Genomic DNA, 14,717 nt, shown 5'->3' on the forward strand with positions numbered 1-14,717 from the left:
GTCCTTTTTTTGTTATAATCCTACTCTTTTCTTACATTGTACTATCCCGACCTGCTGCTTACCAAAACCTTGATGTATGAAAAGACCCTTCTTCCGATGGTTCAGGGACATCTCCATTTCGAAAAAGCTCATTTTCACGGTTGGCATCATGGGCCTGCTCATCGTCATCGAACTGGTCGTCCTCTTCTTTTCCATCAATACCCTCTCCTCTGTCCGCGCCTATGTCGGTGGCGAAGGCCTCTGGTCAAAAGCACAGAAAGACGCCCTCTATCAGTTGTACAAGTACGCCCGCACCCACGATGAAGCCGATTACCAAAAATCCCTCGATCACCTGAAGGTCAACCTTGGCGACCACAAGGCGCGCCTCGAAATGATCAAACCCAACCCCGACATCGAACTCGTCCGCCAGGGCTTTATAGAAGGTCGCAACGACCCCGCCGACGTCAATGGCATGATCAAACTGTTCAGGCGTTTCCACAGCAACAAATACATCCATCGCGCCATCATGGCCTGGACAAAGGCCGACTCCATCGTCCTGCTCTTCATACAACTCGGCCAAGATCTCCACGACGAGATCAATTCCCCGCATAGCTCCCAACAGCACATCAACGCCATCCTCGACCAGATCGATCCGCTCAACAGCCGCCTCACCCCGATAGAAGACGAGTTCTCCTATGCCCTCGGCGAAGGCTCCCGCTGGCTGGAAGACGTTGTGCTAAAGCTGTTGTTCATCGTGGCGCTGACGGTCGAATGCACCGGCCTCACCCTGGCCATCACCGTCAGCCGCGGCATCCAGAAAGGCCTCCGCGAGATACTCTTGTCCGCCCGCGCCGTGACGAAAGGAGATTTCAGCCGCAAGGCCCGGGCTTATTCCGCTGACGAGATCGGCACACTGGCCAATAGCTTCAACTCCATGGCCGAAGAGTTGGAAAGGCTCGAACACGAGAATCGGGAAGTCAACAATTCCCTGGAAAAGAAGGTCCACCAGCGCACCCAGGAAATTGAAAGCAAGAACAAAGAGCTGGAACAATTCGCCTATGTCGCCTCCCACGATCTCCAGGAGCCGCTCCGCACCATTTCCGGCTTTGTCGATCTGCTAAAGAAAGAATACCGTGACAAGCTGGATAGCAACGGACAGATCTATCTCAACTATCTCTCCCAGGCCTCGGACAGGATGAAGACCCTCATCAAAGACCTGCTCGACTACTCACGCATCGGCCGCGAAAAAGAAGCCATGCCCGTCGATTGCAACCATTTACTGGACGAGGTGCTGGCCGATCTCGGCAAGAGCATCCGCGAATCCGGCGCCCACATCAGCTCCAGTCCCCTCCCCGTCCTGCGCGCCTACCCCACCGAACTAAAGCTCCTTTTCCAAAACCTCATCGTCAACTCCATCAAATTCCGCCACCCCGAACGTCCCCCCATAGTATTGGTCTCGGCCGTCCAGGATAACGGGAAATGGCAGTTCTCCGTCACCGACAACGGCATCGGTATTGAAAAACAATTCCTCGAAAGGATATTCATCATCTTCCAGCGCCTGCACAACCGGGCACAATACGAAGGCTCCGGCATCGGGCTGGCGCACTGCAAAAAGATAGTGGAATTCCATGAAGGCCGCATCTGGGCGGACGCCGAACCCGGAAAAGGAAGCCGGTTCTACTTCACCATCAGCAAAGACCTTTGATATCCCTCCATTTTCACGGTAACCCCTAACTTTGTAAAAAAGGATATCATCAAAATGGATTTCATCGACTACTATAAAATCTTGGGAGTGAACAAGAACGCGACGCAGGACGATATCCGCACCGCGTACCGGAAACTGGCCCGCAAGCACCATCCCGATCTCAATCCCAACGACAAAGAAGCAAACAAAAAATTCCAACAGATCAACGAAGCCAACGAAGTACTAAGCGACCCCGAAAAGCGAAAGAAATACGACCAGTACGGCAAGGACTGGCAACACGCCGAAGCCTTTGAAAAAGCCCAGCAAGAAGCTGGCAAACAGCGTGGAGGCCGCACCCGGGGCGGCCGTGGTTTCAGCAGCGATTTCGGCGAAACCTTCGGCGGCGCCGAAAGCTTCGAACCCGGCGACAGCGGCGAATTCTCCGACTTCTTCGAATCCCTCTTCGGCGGCGCAGGCCGGCGCAGTGGCGGCAGCCAGGCCAGGTTCCGCGGCCAGGACTACCACGCCGAACTACAGATAAGCCTCGCCGAAGCCGCAACAACCCATCAACGCGTACTCACTGTCAACGAAAAGAACATCCGCATCACCATCCCCGCAGGGGTAGAGGACGGCCAGGTCATCAAGCTGAAAGGACACGGTGCGCCAGGGGCCAACGGTGGGCCCGACGGCGATCTTTATATCACTTTCATCATCACCGGCGACCCACGCTGGACAAGAGAAGGAGACGACCTCCACACGAAACAGACCATCGATCTCTACACGGCTGTCCTTGGTGGTGAGACCACCATCGACACCCTCTCCGGCAAGGTCAAACTAAAGATAAAACCAGAGACACCCAACGGCACGACTATGCGCTTAAAAGGGAAAGGCTTCCCCGTGTATAAAAAAGAAGGGCAATCTGGCGATCTGTATGTGACCCTGGAGATCGGGCTGCCCACCCATCTCACGGAAAAGGAAAAAGAACTCTTCCGCCAGCTAAAAGACCTAAAACACTAAAACCCCTAAGCACCCCACCCGCAACAATAAAGCGGCCCCAACATAAAAACGCATTCGTATGTCAACCGAAGAACTCATCCCCGCAGGCGAATTCTGCACCTTCCACCATGTCGAACTCTCCTTTCTCCAGACCCTGCACGACTCCGGTCTCATCGCGATGACGGTGCGCAACGGCGTCGTCTTCCTGGACGCGGGACAACTGCCGGAAGTAGAGAAATTCGCCCGCTGGCACTACGAGCTGGCGATAAACCCGGAAGGCATCGAAGCGTTGTCCCACGTTCTCGGCCGCATCGGCAATCTGCTGGCGGAGAACCAACAACTTCGCAACCGCCTCCGCCGTTATGAGTCCGGCCTGGGCACAGGCGTCACACTGGATTACGAGCCCTAAATTCCCCCATCAAAACTATCTCCGGCCGCCCCAGCACGCGCTCACCGCCGCGCCATTATCTTTTCCGCCACATCGCGCCCGCTCCAAAACGCTGCCTCCACCGTCCCCGGGGCATCCCCTTCATACAAAACCTCCCCGGCAAAAAAGATCGTGTCCTCCACCGGCCGCGATAATGTCGCCTTCGCATCCGCCGCCCCCACCGTATCGAAACTGTATCCCCCCCTGACAAACGGTGCCTCCGCCCAGTCCAGCACCAGTGAAGCCGCCAGCTCCCGCTGTAAAAAGCCCACCTCGACATAAAAGATCGCCGCCAGGCTACGCAAACAGCTGGCCAGCCTCCCCTTCTCGTCCAGATGCTGAAACCGCCGCATGTTCTCCCCCGCCAGCCAGCCCGTAAGCACCCGGCTATCGGCTTCCGTCTGGGTCCACCACACAGGTATCTCCTGGTCGCTGATCACAAAAATCGTCTCACCTTCCGCCTTCTTTTCCAACCAGAACGGATTTTTAAACTCCAGGAAAATTTTAACAACCGACCCATATCCTAGTCGCCGCACGGCCTCATCCACCACCGGCAGCACCGGATGAAAACGGAGGTCTCCTGCTGCCAACACCCCAAGCGAAACCGTCACGACGAGTTTGTCGGCAGTAAAGCTCGCCCCACCCGCCGTCAGCACCTCCACCGATCCCTTTTGCCAGTGTACCTCCGCCACCGGCGACGAGCAGATCACTTCCGCACCGGCGCGGCGGCATTCCTCCACCAGGAAATCGATCATCCGGCGATAGCCACCCACCGGCCGGTATTCTTCTTCCTCCCCTTCCCGTACCCACTCCCGGTACAGCGACTGGGTACTCACCCGGTGAAGATCAGCCAGATCGTACCCTTCGGCAAACCGGCGCACCGACTGCCGCAGCCCGGCATAGCGCTCGCCGGCAAAATGCAATGACAAAAAATCTTCAAAGGGCATATCTTCCGTCATGGCCTCCATTTGCTGCATCAGCTCATCCCAGTCGTCCCCCAGCATCCCCTCCCAATCACCATCCGCCGCCGCGTCTGGATCCCCCGCACCATTGGAGCCCGTCGCTCCCGGCTTCCGCATCAATTGGGCCCTAACCGGTTGCAACTCGACTCCCGCCTCCTTCGCAAGCTCAAGACTAAGCGGCAGCGGACCATGGATAAACTCCGCTCCACCCTCGACGGCTTTTGAAAAGCCCCTGGGCGCCAAAGGCAATATCCTCCCGCCCGGCTCCGAAGCGGCTTCGAGCACGGTAACCCGATTGCCCGCCTTCGACAAATGACGGCCCGCTTGCAACCCCGCAGCGCCAGCCCCGATGATGATAATGATCGACATAGAAATGGTTAAATAAAAAAGTCACGAATTTATAAATTGGGGACAATTAATTGTGGAAAATCACCGTTTCCTGCTAGGTATTTTTACTACTTTTGTAGTCACCTGCCTATCCCCATCGTAAAAAATTCACTATTCTTTAAGAGACCTGCCCCAACCTGAGCACAAGAATTGTTATCACTAATTCAAAGGGAGCCTTATGCAAATTCAATTCATCCGGAATATCCAATTCACAAAGCTGGTAAAAGCCGATGGTCGGCTGAGAGAGTTCAACTTCCGCAAGTCCAATGGACTGCAGGAAGGCCTGTTCACCGTAGATGTAAGCGACGATCGCGGCAATCGCATCGTCCTGAGAATGCAACGCGAAGACGGTGTCTGGAAAATAATCAAACAACAACTGCCCACATGGATATGGGAAAATGAGGCAGTTTTTCACACGCTCATCGAAGAAGAGCTGGGCGCCGCAGGTATGGTAAAATAACAGTGGCTCCCCCTTCCCCACTCACTCTCTACAAAAAAGCGTCCCTTATTTGCTTCGGCAAAATCATGACAGAGCAGGATACCAAGCCCGGTGCCTTTCTCCTTGGCCGTTCCATAACTGGTAAAACTCTCCCTGCGCCTGATCTTCTCCAGCGCATCCTCCCGCATCCCGACGCCCGTATCCGCCACCACCAGCTCTATCTCCGCAGCCTTCCTGCATCCATTCACCGTCACGATGCCACCACTGCGGCAGAACTTTATCGCATTGCTCACCAGATTGCGGATCACCAGCTGCACCATATCCTTATCGGCAAAACCGACCAGCAAAGGCGCCATCTCCATACGCAACAGCACTCCTTTCTCCCGCGCCTGGTGAGCAAAAAGGGCAAGCACCTCCGGCACCACCTCATTCAGCTCGAGCAACACCGGCTTCACCACCATCCCGTTCAGCTGACTGCTGGCCCAATACAGCAGGTTACCCACCAATTCCGAGGAATAATCGACATTTCGCCGCAGCTCGTTCATCATCGCACCGATCTCCTGCTCGGACAATTTCTTCTCTTTAAGAAAATCCATCAGCCCCTTCAGGGAATTAAGCGGTCCCCGCAGATCATGGGCGACGATGGAAAACAGCTTATCCTTTTGCTGGTTGTTTAATAATAATTGAACCGCCTGCTGCTCAAGCGCCTCCTTCTGTTCTTCGATCTTCTCGTTCTTCTCCCGTAAAAGCTGGTTCATTCGCCGGTTGACGGCTCTGCTGCGCATCAGGATAAAGGCTATGAGGCTCAAAACGATCAACGCGCCCACCGTCACCGCTATCTGCAAAGCCGCCTTACGCAGCTCCCGCTCATACCCCGCGTCCTTCATCGCCTGCGCTTCCCGCAGCCGCATTGCCTGTTTCTCATAATCATACTGCGCCGCGCGCGACAAGATCTCTTTGCGGGACTGGTCGTTAAACAGGCTATCCGAATAATCCTTATAGAGTTTGAAAAAATGGAGGGCATTGCGGTAGTCACCCTTCGCCTCGTAAATATGCGCCAGCACCCGGGCCGATTCCTGGATCTCCGGTTTCCGCCTGATCGCCCGGGCCTCCTGCAACGCCTCATTGGCATACTGCAAGGCCCGCGGGTAGTTCTTCAGTTGCAGGTACACCTGGGAAACCAGGCTCTTCGTCGCCGTAGTCCCCAGCCGCTCTTTCCTTCCCTGGTAATAGGCAAGGGATTCCAGCAGATGGCTCAACGCTCCGGTATAATCCCCTTTAGCCGTCAGTATCCGGCCCACGTCATTATTAAAAGTGGCAATGGTCGGCGCATCCATCATCCTGCGGGCAACCTGCAGCGCCCGCTGTGCATATTGCAAGGCCTGGTCATACTGCCCCTGCCGTAGGGCGATATCGGCTAAATTGTTGGCGACATACGCCTCCTGCACACTATCCCCGCTGCGTTGATAAAGTCGCTGCACCTGCTCTATCAGTTGATGGGCCTTATCGTACTCTTCCTGCTGTTTGTAAAAAAGTGCGAAATTGACTTTTACCTTGGCTATCAGTGTAGTATTATCTATCTGCTCGGCAATATCCAGCGAATGCTGGTAACAGGTAAGCATGTTCAGATAGTCCCCGACCATCTCATAGGTATTCCCAAGCATCCGCCAGCTCTCGGCCTCACCCTTGCGATAACCGGCCTTTTCGGCCAATTCAAGGGCCCTGCGCCCACAAAGGAAGGCGCTGTCGGCGTTGATACCGTAATAGGCGCGCGCGAGCCGGTCGAGAGAGTCCACGGTTTTATACATCCCCACAGGGGCGCTACTACCAATCCCCGGTAAAAAAGCCATTAACCAGGCTACAATACAGAGAGATCTCATTCTAATCGTACTGTTTGATTCATCAAGTGGCGTCAGGAAGGCAAATTAGCGTACTTACGAACAAAATCGTAAGCCGATTGTAATACTTTAAGGGATTCAGCGTTGTCTGATAATACAGCACAGACAGAGAGGCAGCAGCCCGTAAACATACAAAAAAAACGCAAGCCCCCGCAAACCGACATTAGCCGTTTGCAGGAAATGCGTTAAATTCCCTAAAACGCATTTCCTGCAACTAATTCACATGCTGTTAATAAGAATTACATGAAAATCAGGGATGTCCGGATTATATTTGATGAGACAGCAAAAGAGCACAAATAAGCGGACAGTACCCCAGCCGGACAAAGTCCCCGCACAAGAGACCGTCATCCGGTTAATTTCAGAACGCTAAAAAGAACAGATTTTGACTGAAACTATTATTAACCTGGAAACCGTTAATCCCATTGAGTTTTTTGGCGTAAATAACGGTAAGTTAGACATCCTGAAGAAAAAGTTTCCCCTATTGAAGATCCTGTCACGCGGTACTCAGATCAAGTTGAGCGGATCGCCCGAACAAGTGGAAACAGCAAAGGAAAAAATCGATTTGTTAGTGCAATATCTGGAGCGAAACGGTCATGTAAGCGAGAACTACTTCGAGCAAATTCTGGGCGGTGACGACGCCGAGACAGTAGACCATTTTGTCGATCGGCATCCCAACGACATCCTGGTATTTGGCCCGAATGGCAAGACCGTCCGCGCCCGCACCGTCAACCAGAAAAGAATGGTCGGCGCCGCCGAGAAGAATGACATCGTCTTCGCCATCGGCCCCGCCGGTACCGGTAAGACCTATACAGCCGTAGCATTGGCCGTCAGGGCCCTTAAGAACAAAATGGTCAAAAAGATCATCCTCACCCGTCCGGCAGTGGAAGCCGGCGAAAGCCTGGGTTTCCTGCCCGGCGACCTCAAGGAGAAGATCGATCCCTACCTGCGGCCCCTCTATGACGCCCTGGACGACATGATCCCCGCCGACAAGCTGGGATACTACATGAGCACCAGGACCATCGAGATCGCTCCGTTAGCCTATATGCGCGGTCGTACCCTCGACAACGCCTTTATCATCCTTGACGAAGCCCAGAATGCTACCGATCTTCAACTGAAGATGTTCCTCACCCGCATCGGGGCCAATGCAAAGGCGATCATCACCGGCGACCTCACCCAGATCGATCTTCCCAAGAACCAAAAGAGCGGCCTCGCAAAAGCCCTCTACATTCTCAAGAATATCGACGGCATCGCCCACATCGAACTCGACGAAGAAGACGTTGTCCGTCACCGCCTCGTAAAAGCCATCATCAAAGCCTACGAACGCGACAAGAAAGAGGAAGAGACTAAATAATAAGATCAACTTATCGAAAAGCCCGCCGCAAGGCGGGTTTTTCGTTTTTCATTACCTTTACCCCTATGATCAAGAAATTCCTCCTCCCCGCCACACTCCTCCTTCTGGCCGCCTGCAACAACTCGCAATCCTTTAAAAAAGCCGAAGACGCCCAGGACGCCGGCCGCGAATTCATCCGCGCTTCCCTCGACGGCAACTACGAAAAAGCATCCTTCTACCTTTACCCCGATTCCACCAACAAAATGATGTTCGCCAAGTGGAAAAAGGACTACGACAACATGAACCCCAATGAGAAGCAGAAGTACAAGGACGCCGATATCCTTGTCTTCGATAGCCACCCGGTGAACGACTCCGTTGCCAGCTTCACCTATGCCAACTCCTATAAGAAAGACACTACCACCATTCGCATTATGCGCGTCAACGGCGACTGGCTCGTCGATCTCAAGGAGATTCTCAACAACCGGCACTAAGCCCCACCGGCTCACTCCCATGCGCCTCCGCAGCCGCCTCTGCCAAATGAAATTTTATCCGTCCGCCGGGATACAATAAATTTGTTCAACTTAATCGCTATAGACAACTTATGATGACAGTCTCACACCCCTGGCACGGAGTGCCGGTCGGAAAAAATGCCCCCAGGGTCGTCAATGCAATCATCGAGATCCCACAGGGCTCCCGCGCAAAATACGAGATCGACAAGGACAGTGGCTTGCTCAAACTGGACAGGGTCATCTACTCTTCCTTCTACTACCCTGTCAACTATGGCTTTATCCCCCAAACCTATGGCGACGATAAGGATCCCCTGGACATCCTCGTCATCACCTCCCTTCCTGTACAGGCCCTCTGCCTCATGGAAGCAAAGGTCATGGGCGTCATGCAGATGGTCGACAGCGGCGATGCAGACGACAAGATCATCGCCGTCGCAGCAAACGATCCCAGTGTCAACCACTACAACAACCTCGAAGAATTGCCCAAACACTTCTTTGAAGAACTGCGCCACTTCTTCGAAGAATATAAGAAACTGGAGAACAAAACGGTGGTCGTGGAAGAGTTCGGCGATAAATCGACAGCCCTCAAGGTCATCGGAGACGCCGCAAAATTGTACAACGACACCTTCCGGAAGCAATAACCCACACTTGCCATATGTCTATTCAAACGATCATCATACTGGTGGCAGTAGGCCTGCTTGCAGGCATCCTCAGCGGCCTCGTAGGCATTGGCGGCGGCGTCATCATCGTCCCCGCCCTTGTCTTCCTGCTCGGATTCAACCAGCACGAAGCTCAGGGTACCTCTCTCGGCATCCTGCTGCTGCCCGCTGGCATCTTCGCGGTACTAAACTACTACCAGAAAGGCTATATCGACATAAAAGTAGTCCTGCTGCTGTTTGTGGGATTTCTCGTCGGTGGCTGGCTGGGAAGCAAACTCTCCCTCAGCCTGTCCGAGACCATGCTCAAAAAGGTCTTCGCCATCGCCCTGATTCTCATCGCCGTGAAAGCACTATTTTTCGAGAAGTAACCTGCGGATGGTCCGCAGATGATGCGTACGCTGATGGTCCTCCGACCGGACAATACCCATATTGTCGATCTTATCGATCCTCACCTTCCCTGATGCATGGATAATCTCATAGGCGTTTAATAAAATGCCTACATGCGTGATGTTCCCCGCTTCATTGTCAAAGAAAGCAAGATCACCCGTCCTCGTCTCTTCCAGGAAACCAACCCCCTCCCCCTGCGTCGCCTGCTGATGCGCATCCCGCAACACCGGTACCCCGAGAAACTTATATACCGTCTGGACAAATCCGCTGCAGTCAAAACCAAATACGGATTTCCCGCCCCACAGATAGGGGATATTCAGAAATTTATACGTCAGCTGACGGATGGCCTTCGCATCATGGGTCGAGCTGTCGGGCTCCCAGATCTTCCCCTTATAATGAACGGTGTTCTTACGCCAAAGCGCACGGCCATTTTTCATCGCCGTAAGATGGCTGCCCATGGGCACCATCATCGGATGCCCATTGTATTCCAGCGCAGTCACCCAGTCCGGGATCAACGGGGCTATCCCGGTCTCAAATTCGTTCTCGTCTATTTCCGTCAAGTGGGAATCGGTACACCAGCCTTCATAACCATCAAAAGTGGCTCGGATGCGGCACCATTGGTCCTTGGTTTGCTCCAATATCTCGCAACACTCGCCAAAGATCAGTTGGCTAACCATTTCTGTCCGGTGTGAAGGTTCTGCCCTCAGCGGGCTTACGGGGACGCAACAAATTGCTCTGATCATACGGTAAATTAAATAAGGTTTTGCCGACTGCAAAATTTTATGCGTTAAGATCAATTCAGTACTTAAAACATAAAAATTTAATGCAAACTTTACAGCATTTATGCAATTTTGAGACCTTTGCATCTTAGTTATGGTTAAACCCCTATAAACCCCCTGAAAGAACCCATTTACCACCTGTGAGAAAAGACCCATTCGACCATATGACCGACCAGGAGTTGCTGGCGCGCTATTACAGCGACCACAACACCGAATGGCTGGGACACCTCCTGCAACGTTACACCCTCCTGCTTCTCGGGGTATGCATGAAATACATCCGGAATGAAGAAGAAGCCCGGGACTGCGTCCAGCAGATCTTCGTAAAGGTGATAACCGAATTATCCAAATACCGGGTAGAATACTTCAAATCCTGGATCTACACCATCGCCCGAAACCACTGCCTGATGAAATTGCGCGATCAGCACGGCCGGCAGACACAGCTCTCCGACTCCCTGCTATCCGCCTGGGACGAAGAACCCGGCAAGAACAGGCATTGGGAAAAAGAACAGCTGCTCCAATGGATGAGCCAGGCCCTTGAAGAATTGGGAAATGAGCAAAAACTCTGTGTAACTTTGTTCTACCTGGAGAAAAGGACCTACCAGGAGATTGCGTCCGCCACCGGTTATACGTTAATGCAGGTGAAGAGTTATATCCAAAACGGCAAGCGAAATCTCAAACTGTCCATCGAAAAAAAGGCCCGGGAGGGCATTCAGAAATAAATGGGAAATGAATAAGGACTTGCTCAACATATTATCCAATAGCAACAAGGATATCGACAATCAACTGTTGATGGACTACCTCAGCGGCAAACTCTCCGACGAGGCCCGGCATGAGGTCGAGCGGTCCATGGCTGACAATGAATTCCTCAACGATGCGGTAGAAGGGCTCCAGCAGATCGGCGACAAAAAGAACATGCAGGCCTATGTGGACGAACTCAACGCGGCCATGCAAAAAACCCTTGCTAAAAAGAAAAGCCGCCGGCTCAAACGCCGCCTCAAGGAAGAACCCTGGCCCCTCGTCGCCATCGCCATCGTCATCAGCCTCTGTATCCTTGGTTACATTGTCATCCGCAGCCTCCTTCACCATTAGCCATATCCCCCATAGCCTTCGGCCATGGGGGATATCTTATACTAATGAACCAACAGGATGATCACCAGTAGCACCCCGGCGCCGATCCACGCCCACTTCACCCGGTTCTGCTTCTTGCCGTCGTCGATGAGGTAAGCGATCAACACCCCGATGAGGAACAGGAACAATCCCAATGCAAAGCCGCCAATATGAAAACCGGTCTCTCCATTCATATCCTGGTTCGCCAGCATCGCCAGCCGCTTGTCGCTCAGCGTCCCATCCGCATTGATGGAATGACGCAGCTTCCTTTGAGCTAATTTGAACTCCACCCGGCGCAGCAGGCTCATTTTCTTGCCGGTCATCTTCTCCATGTCGGCAACATTCATATCGGCCAGTTCCTGCAGGTTGACGGATTTCCCGCTACTGCCCAACGGAATGATGATATCGGTCGCTTTCAACCGCGCAGGCGAAGCAGCGGTTACAGCAGGCGCAACCACCGGAGCTGCAGCAACAATCTCCCCGGCCGGGGCAGCGACGACAGCAGATGCGGGCGTTTCGGCCCGCCGGGCGCCAGGTGCGACGATCGAAGAAGAAGCTTGACAAACAGAAATGGCCATGACAATGGCAAGAGTAAGCGTAGAGACTCTTTTCATAATTGGAAGTCTTTGGATTTGAAACAAAAAAATTTACCGTTACCAATATAGGCAAATTTCTTCGCTGTCCTAAATTCTGCAGGGAAGCCCCGGCATTTTTTACTGACATTCCCCCAAATTGTCTATATTCGGCTAATTTTTAGTTGCTTATATGGAGAAGATCTTCGTCCTCTTGTCCCTGACCCTCTGCCTGCAGCCGGCCTTCGCCCAACGTGTCAGTTATATCGTGTCCTTTCCCAATCTTGCGCATCATGAAGCCCAGGTAGAACTCATCGTCAGCGACGTTACCAGTCGCACCGCCGTATTCCGCATGAGCCGGTCCTCTCCCGGTCGCTATGCCACCCATGAATTCGGGAAAAATATCTACGATGTCAAGGCCTTCGACCAATCCGGCAAACCGCTCACCGTAAACCGCACCGATGGCGACGTCTACGAAGTTTCCCGCCACACCGGATACATCCGTGTCCAATATACGCTCTATGGGAATTATGCCGACGGTACATACGTAGGTCTCGACCCCACCGACATCCACTTCAATATGCCGGGTGCCTTTCTTTGGATGAAAGGCGCGGAGAACATCCCCATCACTATTCATTTTAATGTCCCGCCGGAATGGCATTGGACCGTCGCCACCCAACTGCAACCCACCGGCGACAGCCTCACCTTCCTGGCCCGCAACTTTCAATACTTCATGGATTGCCCGACAAAGATCGGCGCCCTGCACTATCGCAACTGGACGGTAAAGAACCCCGACGGCAAGACCTATGCTTTCCGCATCGCCCTCGACGGCGGCGCCGATGACTCCACGTTCACCACGTTTAGCGAAAAAGTACAAAAGGTTGTACATCAGGCCCAGGCCGTATTCGGCGAAACGCCCGCCTACGACTATGGCAACTACACCTTCCTGGCCAGCATCAACCCGTATGTGCATGGTGACGGCATGGAACACCGCAATTCCACCATGATCAGTATCCCCATCGTCTTCCACGGCGACGACCACCTGCTTGGTGTCTTTGCCCACGAGTTCTTCCACTGCTGGAATGTCAAACGCATCCGGCCCAGGACCCTCGAACCCTTCAACTTCGAGAAGAGTGATATGAGTTACGAACTCTGGTTTGCCGAAGGATTTACCCAATATTATGGTGAACTGCTTGTCCAACGGGCCGGATTTACAAAGGATACCGACTATGTCAAACATACCCTCGCCGCTCTCATCAATCTCAAGATGAATGCTCCCGGCGCCCGCTACTATTCCCCCGTTCAGGCCAGCGAACAAGCCGTCTTCACGGATGCCGGCGTTTCCATAGACAAGACCAACTTCCCCAACATCTTCGCCTCCTATTATCCCTATGGCGGAGCCATTGCCCTGGCGCTCGATCTCGAATTACGCAGCCGGTTCAACAAGACCCTCGATGATTATATGACGGCCGCCTGGAAGAAATTCGGCAAACCCGAGATCCCCTATACCGTGTCAGGACTTCGTGACGTGCTCGCCAGCGTCACGGGTGATAAGAAGTTTGCCGACGAATACTTCGAGAAGTATATTTATGGCCACGAACCCATCGACTACAATCCCCTCCTGGCGCCGGCAGGCTTCCTCTTGAAGAAGACAGAGGCAGGCCGGGCATGGATCGGCAGCACCCGTTCATTCTCCGAGAAAGAAGGACTCATCATCGAAGCGGGTACCCTGCGGGGCACGCCGGTCTATGAAGCCGGTCTCGATATAGACGATAAGATCCTGGCCATCGACAACCAGGATACCCGCACCGTCGGTGACCTCAATTCCATTCTCGGAAAACTCCATCCCGGTGCATCGGTTAGTATCCGGTACCTCCATCGCGGCGAGGAAAAGAAAGGTACTATCACCGTCCAGGAGAATCCTGTCGTGTCGGTGGAAACCTTCGAACAGGCCGGGCAGCCCGTCACTCCCGCTATCCAGCAGTTCCGCAAGAGCTGGCTCGGTTCAAAATAACCGAGCCGCAATTGATGATCCGATATGCCATAAATCATTCCCATGATACGACGCGCCATACCCGCTGACGCCCCCGGGATCAGCCGCCTCCTCACACAGTTGGAATACCCTGGTACCGAACGTTTCATCACCACCCGCCTGGCCACCCTGCTCGCCCACCCCGACGAAGTCTTCCTCGTATGGGCCGAACCCGCCAACCACATCCTCGCCTTCCTCTCCCTCCACTTCATCCCCCAGATAGCACTGGAAGGTGACTTCGCCCGCATCAGCTACTTCGCCGTCGACGAATCCGCCCGAAGCCTGGGCATCGGCCAGCAACTGGAAGCCGAAGCCACCCGCCTGGCAAAAGAAAGAGGATGCGCGCTATTGGAAGTACACTGCCATACCCGCCGCACCCGGGCCCATGCCTTCTACCACCGGCAAGGCTATGAAGAATCCCCTAAATACTTGATTAAAAAGCTATCCTAATGGTCAGCGCTGCGGCGTTGGGCTAAATCTACGCCTCGCGCTGACGCCGCTAATGTCTGGCCTTCGGCCCAAGAACCGTCGGTTCTTGAGGGGCATTGCATTTGCAATCATAGTAATGTAACT

At 53.6% G+C, this 14,717-nt stretch carries 16 protein-coding genes; 12 read left to right on the plus strand and 4 right to left on the minus strand.

The annotated features are described in order from the left end of the window. Positions 1-76: 76 nt before the first annotated feature. From IEY39_RS09185 to IEY39_RS09195, 3 genes are read left to right on the plus strand one after another with little or no spacing between them, the layout of a single operon-like run. Complete coding sequence (locus tag IEY39_RS09185) at positions 77-1,684, plus strand: sensor histidine kinase (RefSeq protein WP_188930776.1); 1,608 nt, start codon at positions 77-79, stop codon at positions 1,682-1,684. 54 nt (positions 1,685-1,738) lie between these two features. Further along, a complete protein-coding gene (locus tag IEY39_RS09190) occupies positions 1,739-2,680 on the plus strand; it encodes a DnaJ C-terminal domain-containing protein (protein ID WP_188930778.1) in 942 nt (313 codons plus the stop codon). Positions 2,681-2,738: 58 nt separating this feature from the next. After that, positions 2,739-3,068, plus strand: a complete 330-nt coding sequence (locus IEY39_RS09195; RefSeq protein WP_188930779.1) for a chaperone modulator CbpM — start codon at positions 2,739-2,741, stop codon at positions 3,066-3,068. Between the two features lie 41 nt (positions 3,069-3,109). Here IEY39_RS09195 and IEY39_RS09200 read toward each other — a convergent pair whose 3' ends face one another. Beyond that, positions 3,110-4,417, minus strand: a complete 1,308-nt coding sequence (locus IEY39_RS09200) for a flavin monoamine oxidase family protein (RefSeq protein WP_188930781.1) — start codon at positions 4,415-4,417, stop codon at positions 3,110-3,112. Between the two features lie 196 nt (positions 4,418-4,613). On the opposite strand from IEY39_RS09200, the gene IEY39_RS09205 reads away from it, so the two are divergent. Next, on the plus strand, positions 4,614-4,895 hold the full coding sequence (locus tag IEY39_RS09205) for a hypothetical protein (protein ID WP_188930783.1): 282 nt from the start codon (positions 4,614-4,616) through the stop codon (positions 4,893-4,895). On the opposite strand, the gene IEY39_RS09210 is transcribed toward IEY39_RS09205, so the two are convergent. Beyond that, on the minus strand, positions 4,847-6,754 hold the full coding sequence (locus tag IEY39_RS09210) for a tetratricopeptide repeat-containing sensor histidine kinase (protein WP_229688839.1): 1,908 nt from the start codon (positions 6,752-6,754) through the stop codon (positions 4,847-4,849). The two genes, IEY39_RS09205 and IEY39_RS09210, sit on opposite strands and share 49 nt — an antisense overlap. A gap of 586 nt (positions 6,755-7,340) precedes the next feature. Here IEY39_RS09210 and IEY39_RS09215 point away from each other — a divergent pair. The 4 genes from IEY39_RS09215 to IEY39_RS09230 all read left to right on the plus strand — a co-directional run bounded on the left by IEY39_RS09215 (position 7,341) and on the right by IEY39_RS09230 (position 9,635). Then, positions 7,341-8,123, plus strand: a complete 783-nt coding sequence (locus IEY39_RS09215) for a PhoH family protein (RefSeq protein WP_229688840.1) — start codon at positions 7,341-7,343, stop codon at positions 8,121-8,123. A 65-nt stretch (positions 8,124-8,188) separates the two neighbouring features. Next, positions 8,189-8,593, plus strand: coding sequence for a nuclear transport factor 2 family protein (locus IEY39_RS09220; RefSeq protein WP_188930789.1), 405 nt, complete (start codon positions 8,189-8,191; stop codon positions 8,591-8,593). A gap of 110 nt (positions 8,594-8,703) precedes the next feature. Continuing rightward, positions 8,704-9,249 carry an inorganic diphosphatase gene (locus IEY39_RS09225; protein WP_188930791.1) on the plus strand — a complete coding sequence of 182 codons (546 nt, stop codon included), beginning with the start codon at positions 8,704-8,706 and terminating at the stop codon, positions 9,247-9,249. A gap of 14 nt (positions 9,250-9,263) precedes the next feature. Continuing rightward, complete coding sequence (locus IEY39_RS09230; protein WP_229688841.1) at positions 9,264-9,635, plus strand: sulfite exporter TauE/SafE family protein; 372 nt, start codon at positions 9,264-9,266, stop codon at positions 9,633-9,635. On the opposite strand, the gene IEY39_RS09235 is transcribed toward IEY39_RS09230, so the two are convergent. Continuing rightward, a complete protein-coding gene (locus IEY39_RS09235; protein WP_188930793.1) occupies positions 9,618-10,397 on the minus strand; it encodes a C40 family peptidase in 780 nt (259 codons plus the stop codon). The genes IEY39_RS09230 and IEY39_RS09235 overlap by 18 nt on opposite strands. A 176-nt stretch (positions 10,398-10,573) precedes the next feature. Between IEY39_RS09235 and IEY39_RS09240 the strand changes: the two genes are divergently transcribed. Both IEY39_RS09240 and IEY39_RS09245 read left to right on the plus strand, forming a co-directional pair. Further along, a complete protein-coding gene (locus IEY39_RS09240) occupies positions 10,574-11,152 on the plus strand; it encodes an RNA polymerase sigma factor (RefSeq protein WP_188930794.1) in 579 nt (192 codons plus the stop codon). 7 nt (positions 11,153-11,159) lie between these two features. After that, complete coding sequence (locus IEY39_RS09245) at positions 11,160-11,522, plus strand: hypothetical protein (protein WP_188930795.1); 363 nt, start codon at positions 11,160-11,162, stop codon at positions 11,520-11,522. 41 nt (positions 11,523-11,563) lie between these two features. On the opposite strand, the gene IEY39_RS09250 is transcribed toward IEY39_RS09245, so the two are convergent. Next, positions 11,564-12,154 (minus strand): hypothetical protein, encoded by a 591-nt coding sequence (locus tag IEY39_RS09250; protein WP_188930796.1) that lies wholly within the window; start codon positions 12,152-12,154, stop codon positions 11,564-11,566. 151 nt (positions 12,155-12,305) lie between these two features. Between IEY39_RS09250 and IEY39_RS09255 the strand changes: the two genes are divergently transcribed. Both IEY39_RS09255 and IEY39_RS09260 read left to right on the plus strand, forming a co-directional pair. After that, positions 12,306-14,126, plus strand: a complete 1,821-nt coding sequence (locus tag IEY39_RS09255) for a M61 family metallopeptidase (protein ID WP_188930797.1) — start codon at positions 12,306-12,308, stop codon at positions 14,124-14,126. A 42-nt stretch (positions 14,127-14,168) separates the two neighbouring features. Continuing rightward, positions 14,169-14,594, plus strand: coding sequence for a GNAT family N-acetyltransferase (locus IEY39_RS09260; protein WP_188930798.1), 426 nt, complete (start codon positions 14,169-14,171; stop codon positions 14,592-14,594). Positions 14,595-14,717 lie beyond the last annotated feature (123 nt).

Source organism: Puia dinghuensis (genome assembly GCF_014642875.1).
GTDB lineage: Bacteria > Bacteroidota > Bacteroidia > Chitinophagales > Chitinophagaceae > Puia > Puia dinghuensis.

What these genes read in the sequence shown, in the direction of transcription:
- IEY39_RS09200 (WP_188930781.1), bottom strand. Translation starts at nt 4,417, where the DNA reads ATGTCGATCATTATCATCATCGGGGCTGGCGCTGCGGGGTTGCAAGCG.
- IEY39_RS09205 (WP_188930783.1), top strand. Translation starts at nt 4,614, where the DNA reads ATGCAAATTCAATTCATCCGGAATATCCAATTCACAAAGCTGGTAAAA.
- IEY39_RS09260 (WP_188930798.1), top strand. Translation starts at nt 14,169, where the DNA reads ATGATACGACGCGCCATACCCGCTGACGCCCCCGGGATCAGCCGCCTC.
- IEY39_RS09190 (WP_188930778.1), top strand. Translation starts at nt 1,739, where the DNA reads ATGGATTTCATCGACTACTATAAAATCTTGGGAGTGAACAAGAACGCG.
- IEY39_RS09220 (WP_188930789.1), top strand. Translation starts at nt 8,189, where the DNA reads ATGATCAAGAAATTCCTCCTCCCCGCCACACTCCTCCTTCTGGCCGCC.
- IEY39_RS09210 (WP_229688839.1), bottom strand. Translation starts at nt 6,754, where the DNA reads ATGAGATCTCTCTGTATTGTAGCCTGGTTAATGGCTTTTTTACCGGGG.
- IEY39_RS09235 (WP_188930793.1), bottom strand. Translation starts at nt 10,397, where the DNA reads ATGATCAGAGCAATTTGTTGCGTCCCCGTAAGCCCGCTGAGGGCAGAA.
- IEY39_RS09250 (WP_188930796.1), bottom strand. Translation starts at nt 12,154, where the DNA reads ATGAAAAGAGTCTCTACGCTTACTCTTGCCATTGTCATGGCCATTTCT.
- IEY39_RS09225 (WP_188930791.1), top strand. Translation starts at nt 8,704, where the DNA reads ATGATGACAGTCTCACACCCCTGGCACGGAGTGCCGGTCGGAAAAAAT.
- IEY39_RS09195 (WP_188930779.1), top strand. Translation starts at nt 2,739, where the DNA reads ATGTCAACCGAAGAACTCATCCCCGCAGGCGAATTCTGCACCTTCCAC.
- IEY39_RS09185 (WP_188930776.1), top strand. Translation starts at nt 77, where the DNA reads ATGAAAAGACCCTTCTTCCGATGGTTCAGGGACATCTCCATTTCGAAA.
- IEY39_RS09245 (WP_188930795.1), top strand. Translation starts at nt 11,160, where the DNA reads ATGAATAAGGACTTGCTCAACATATTATCCAATAGCAACAAGGATATC.
- IEY39_RS09255 (WP_188930797.1), top strand. Translation starts at nt 12,306, where the DNA reads ATGGAGAAGATCTTCGTCCTCTTGTCCCTGACCCTCTGCCTGCAGCCG.
- IEY39_RS09230 (WP_229688841.1), top strand. Translation starts at nt 9,264, where the DNA reads ATGTCTATTCAAACGATCATCATACTGGTGGCAGTAGGCCTGCTTGCA.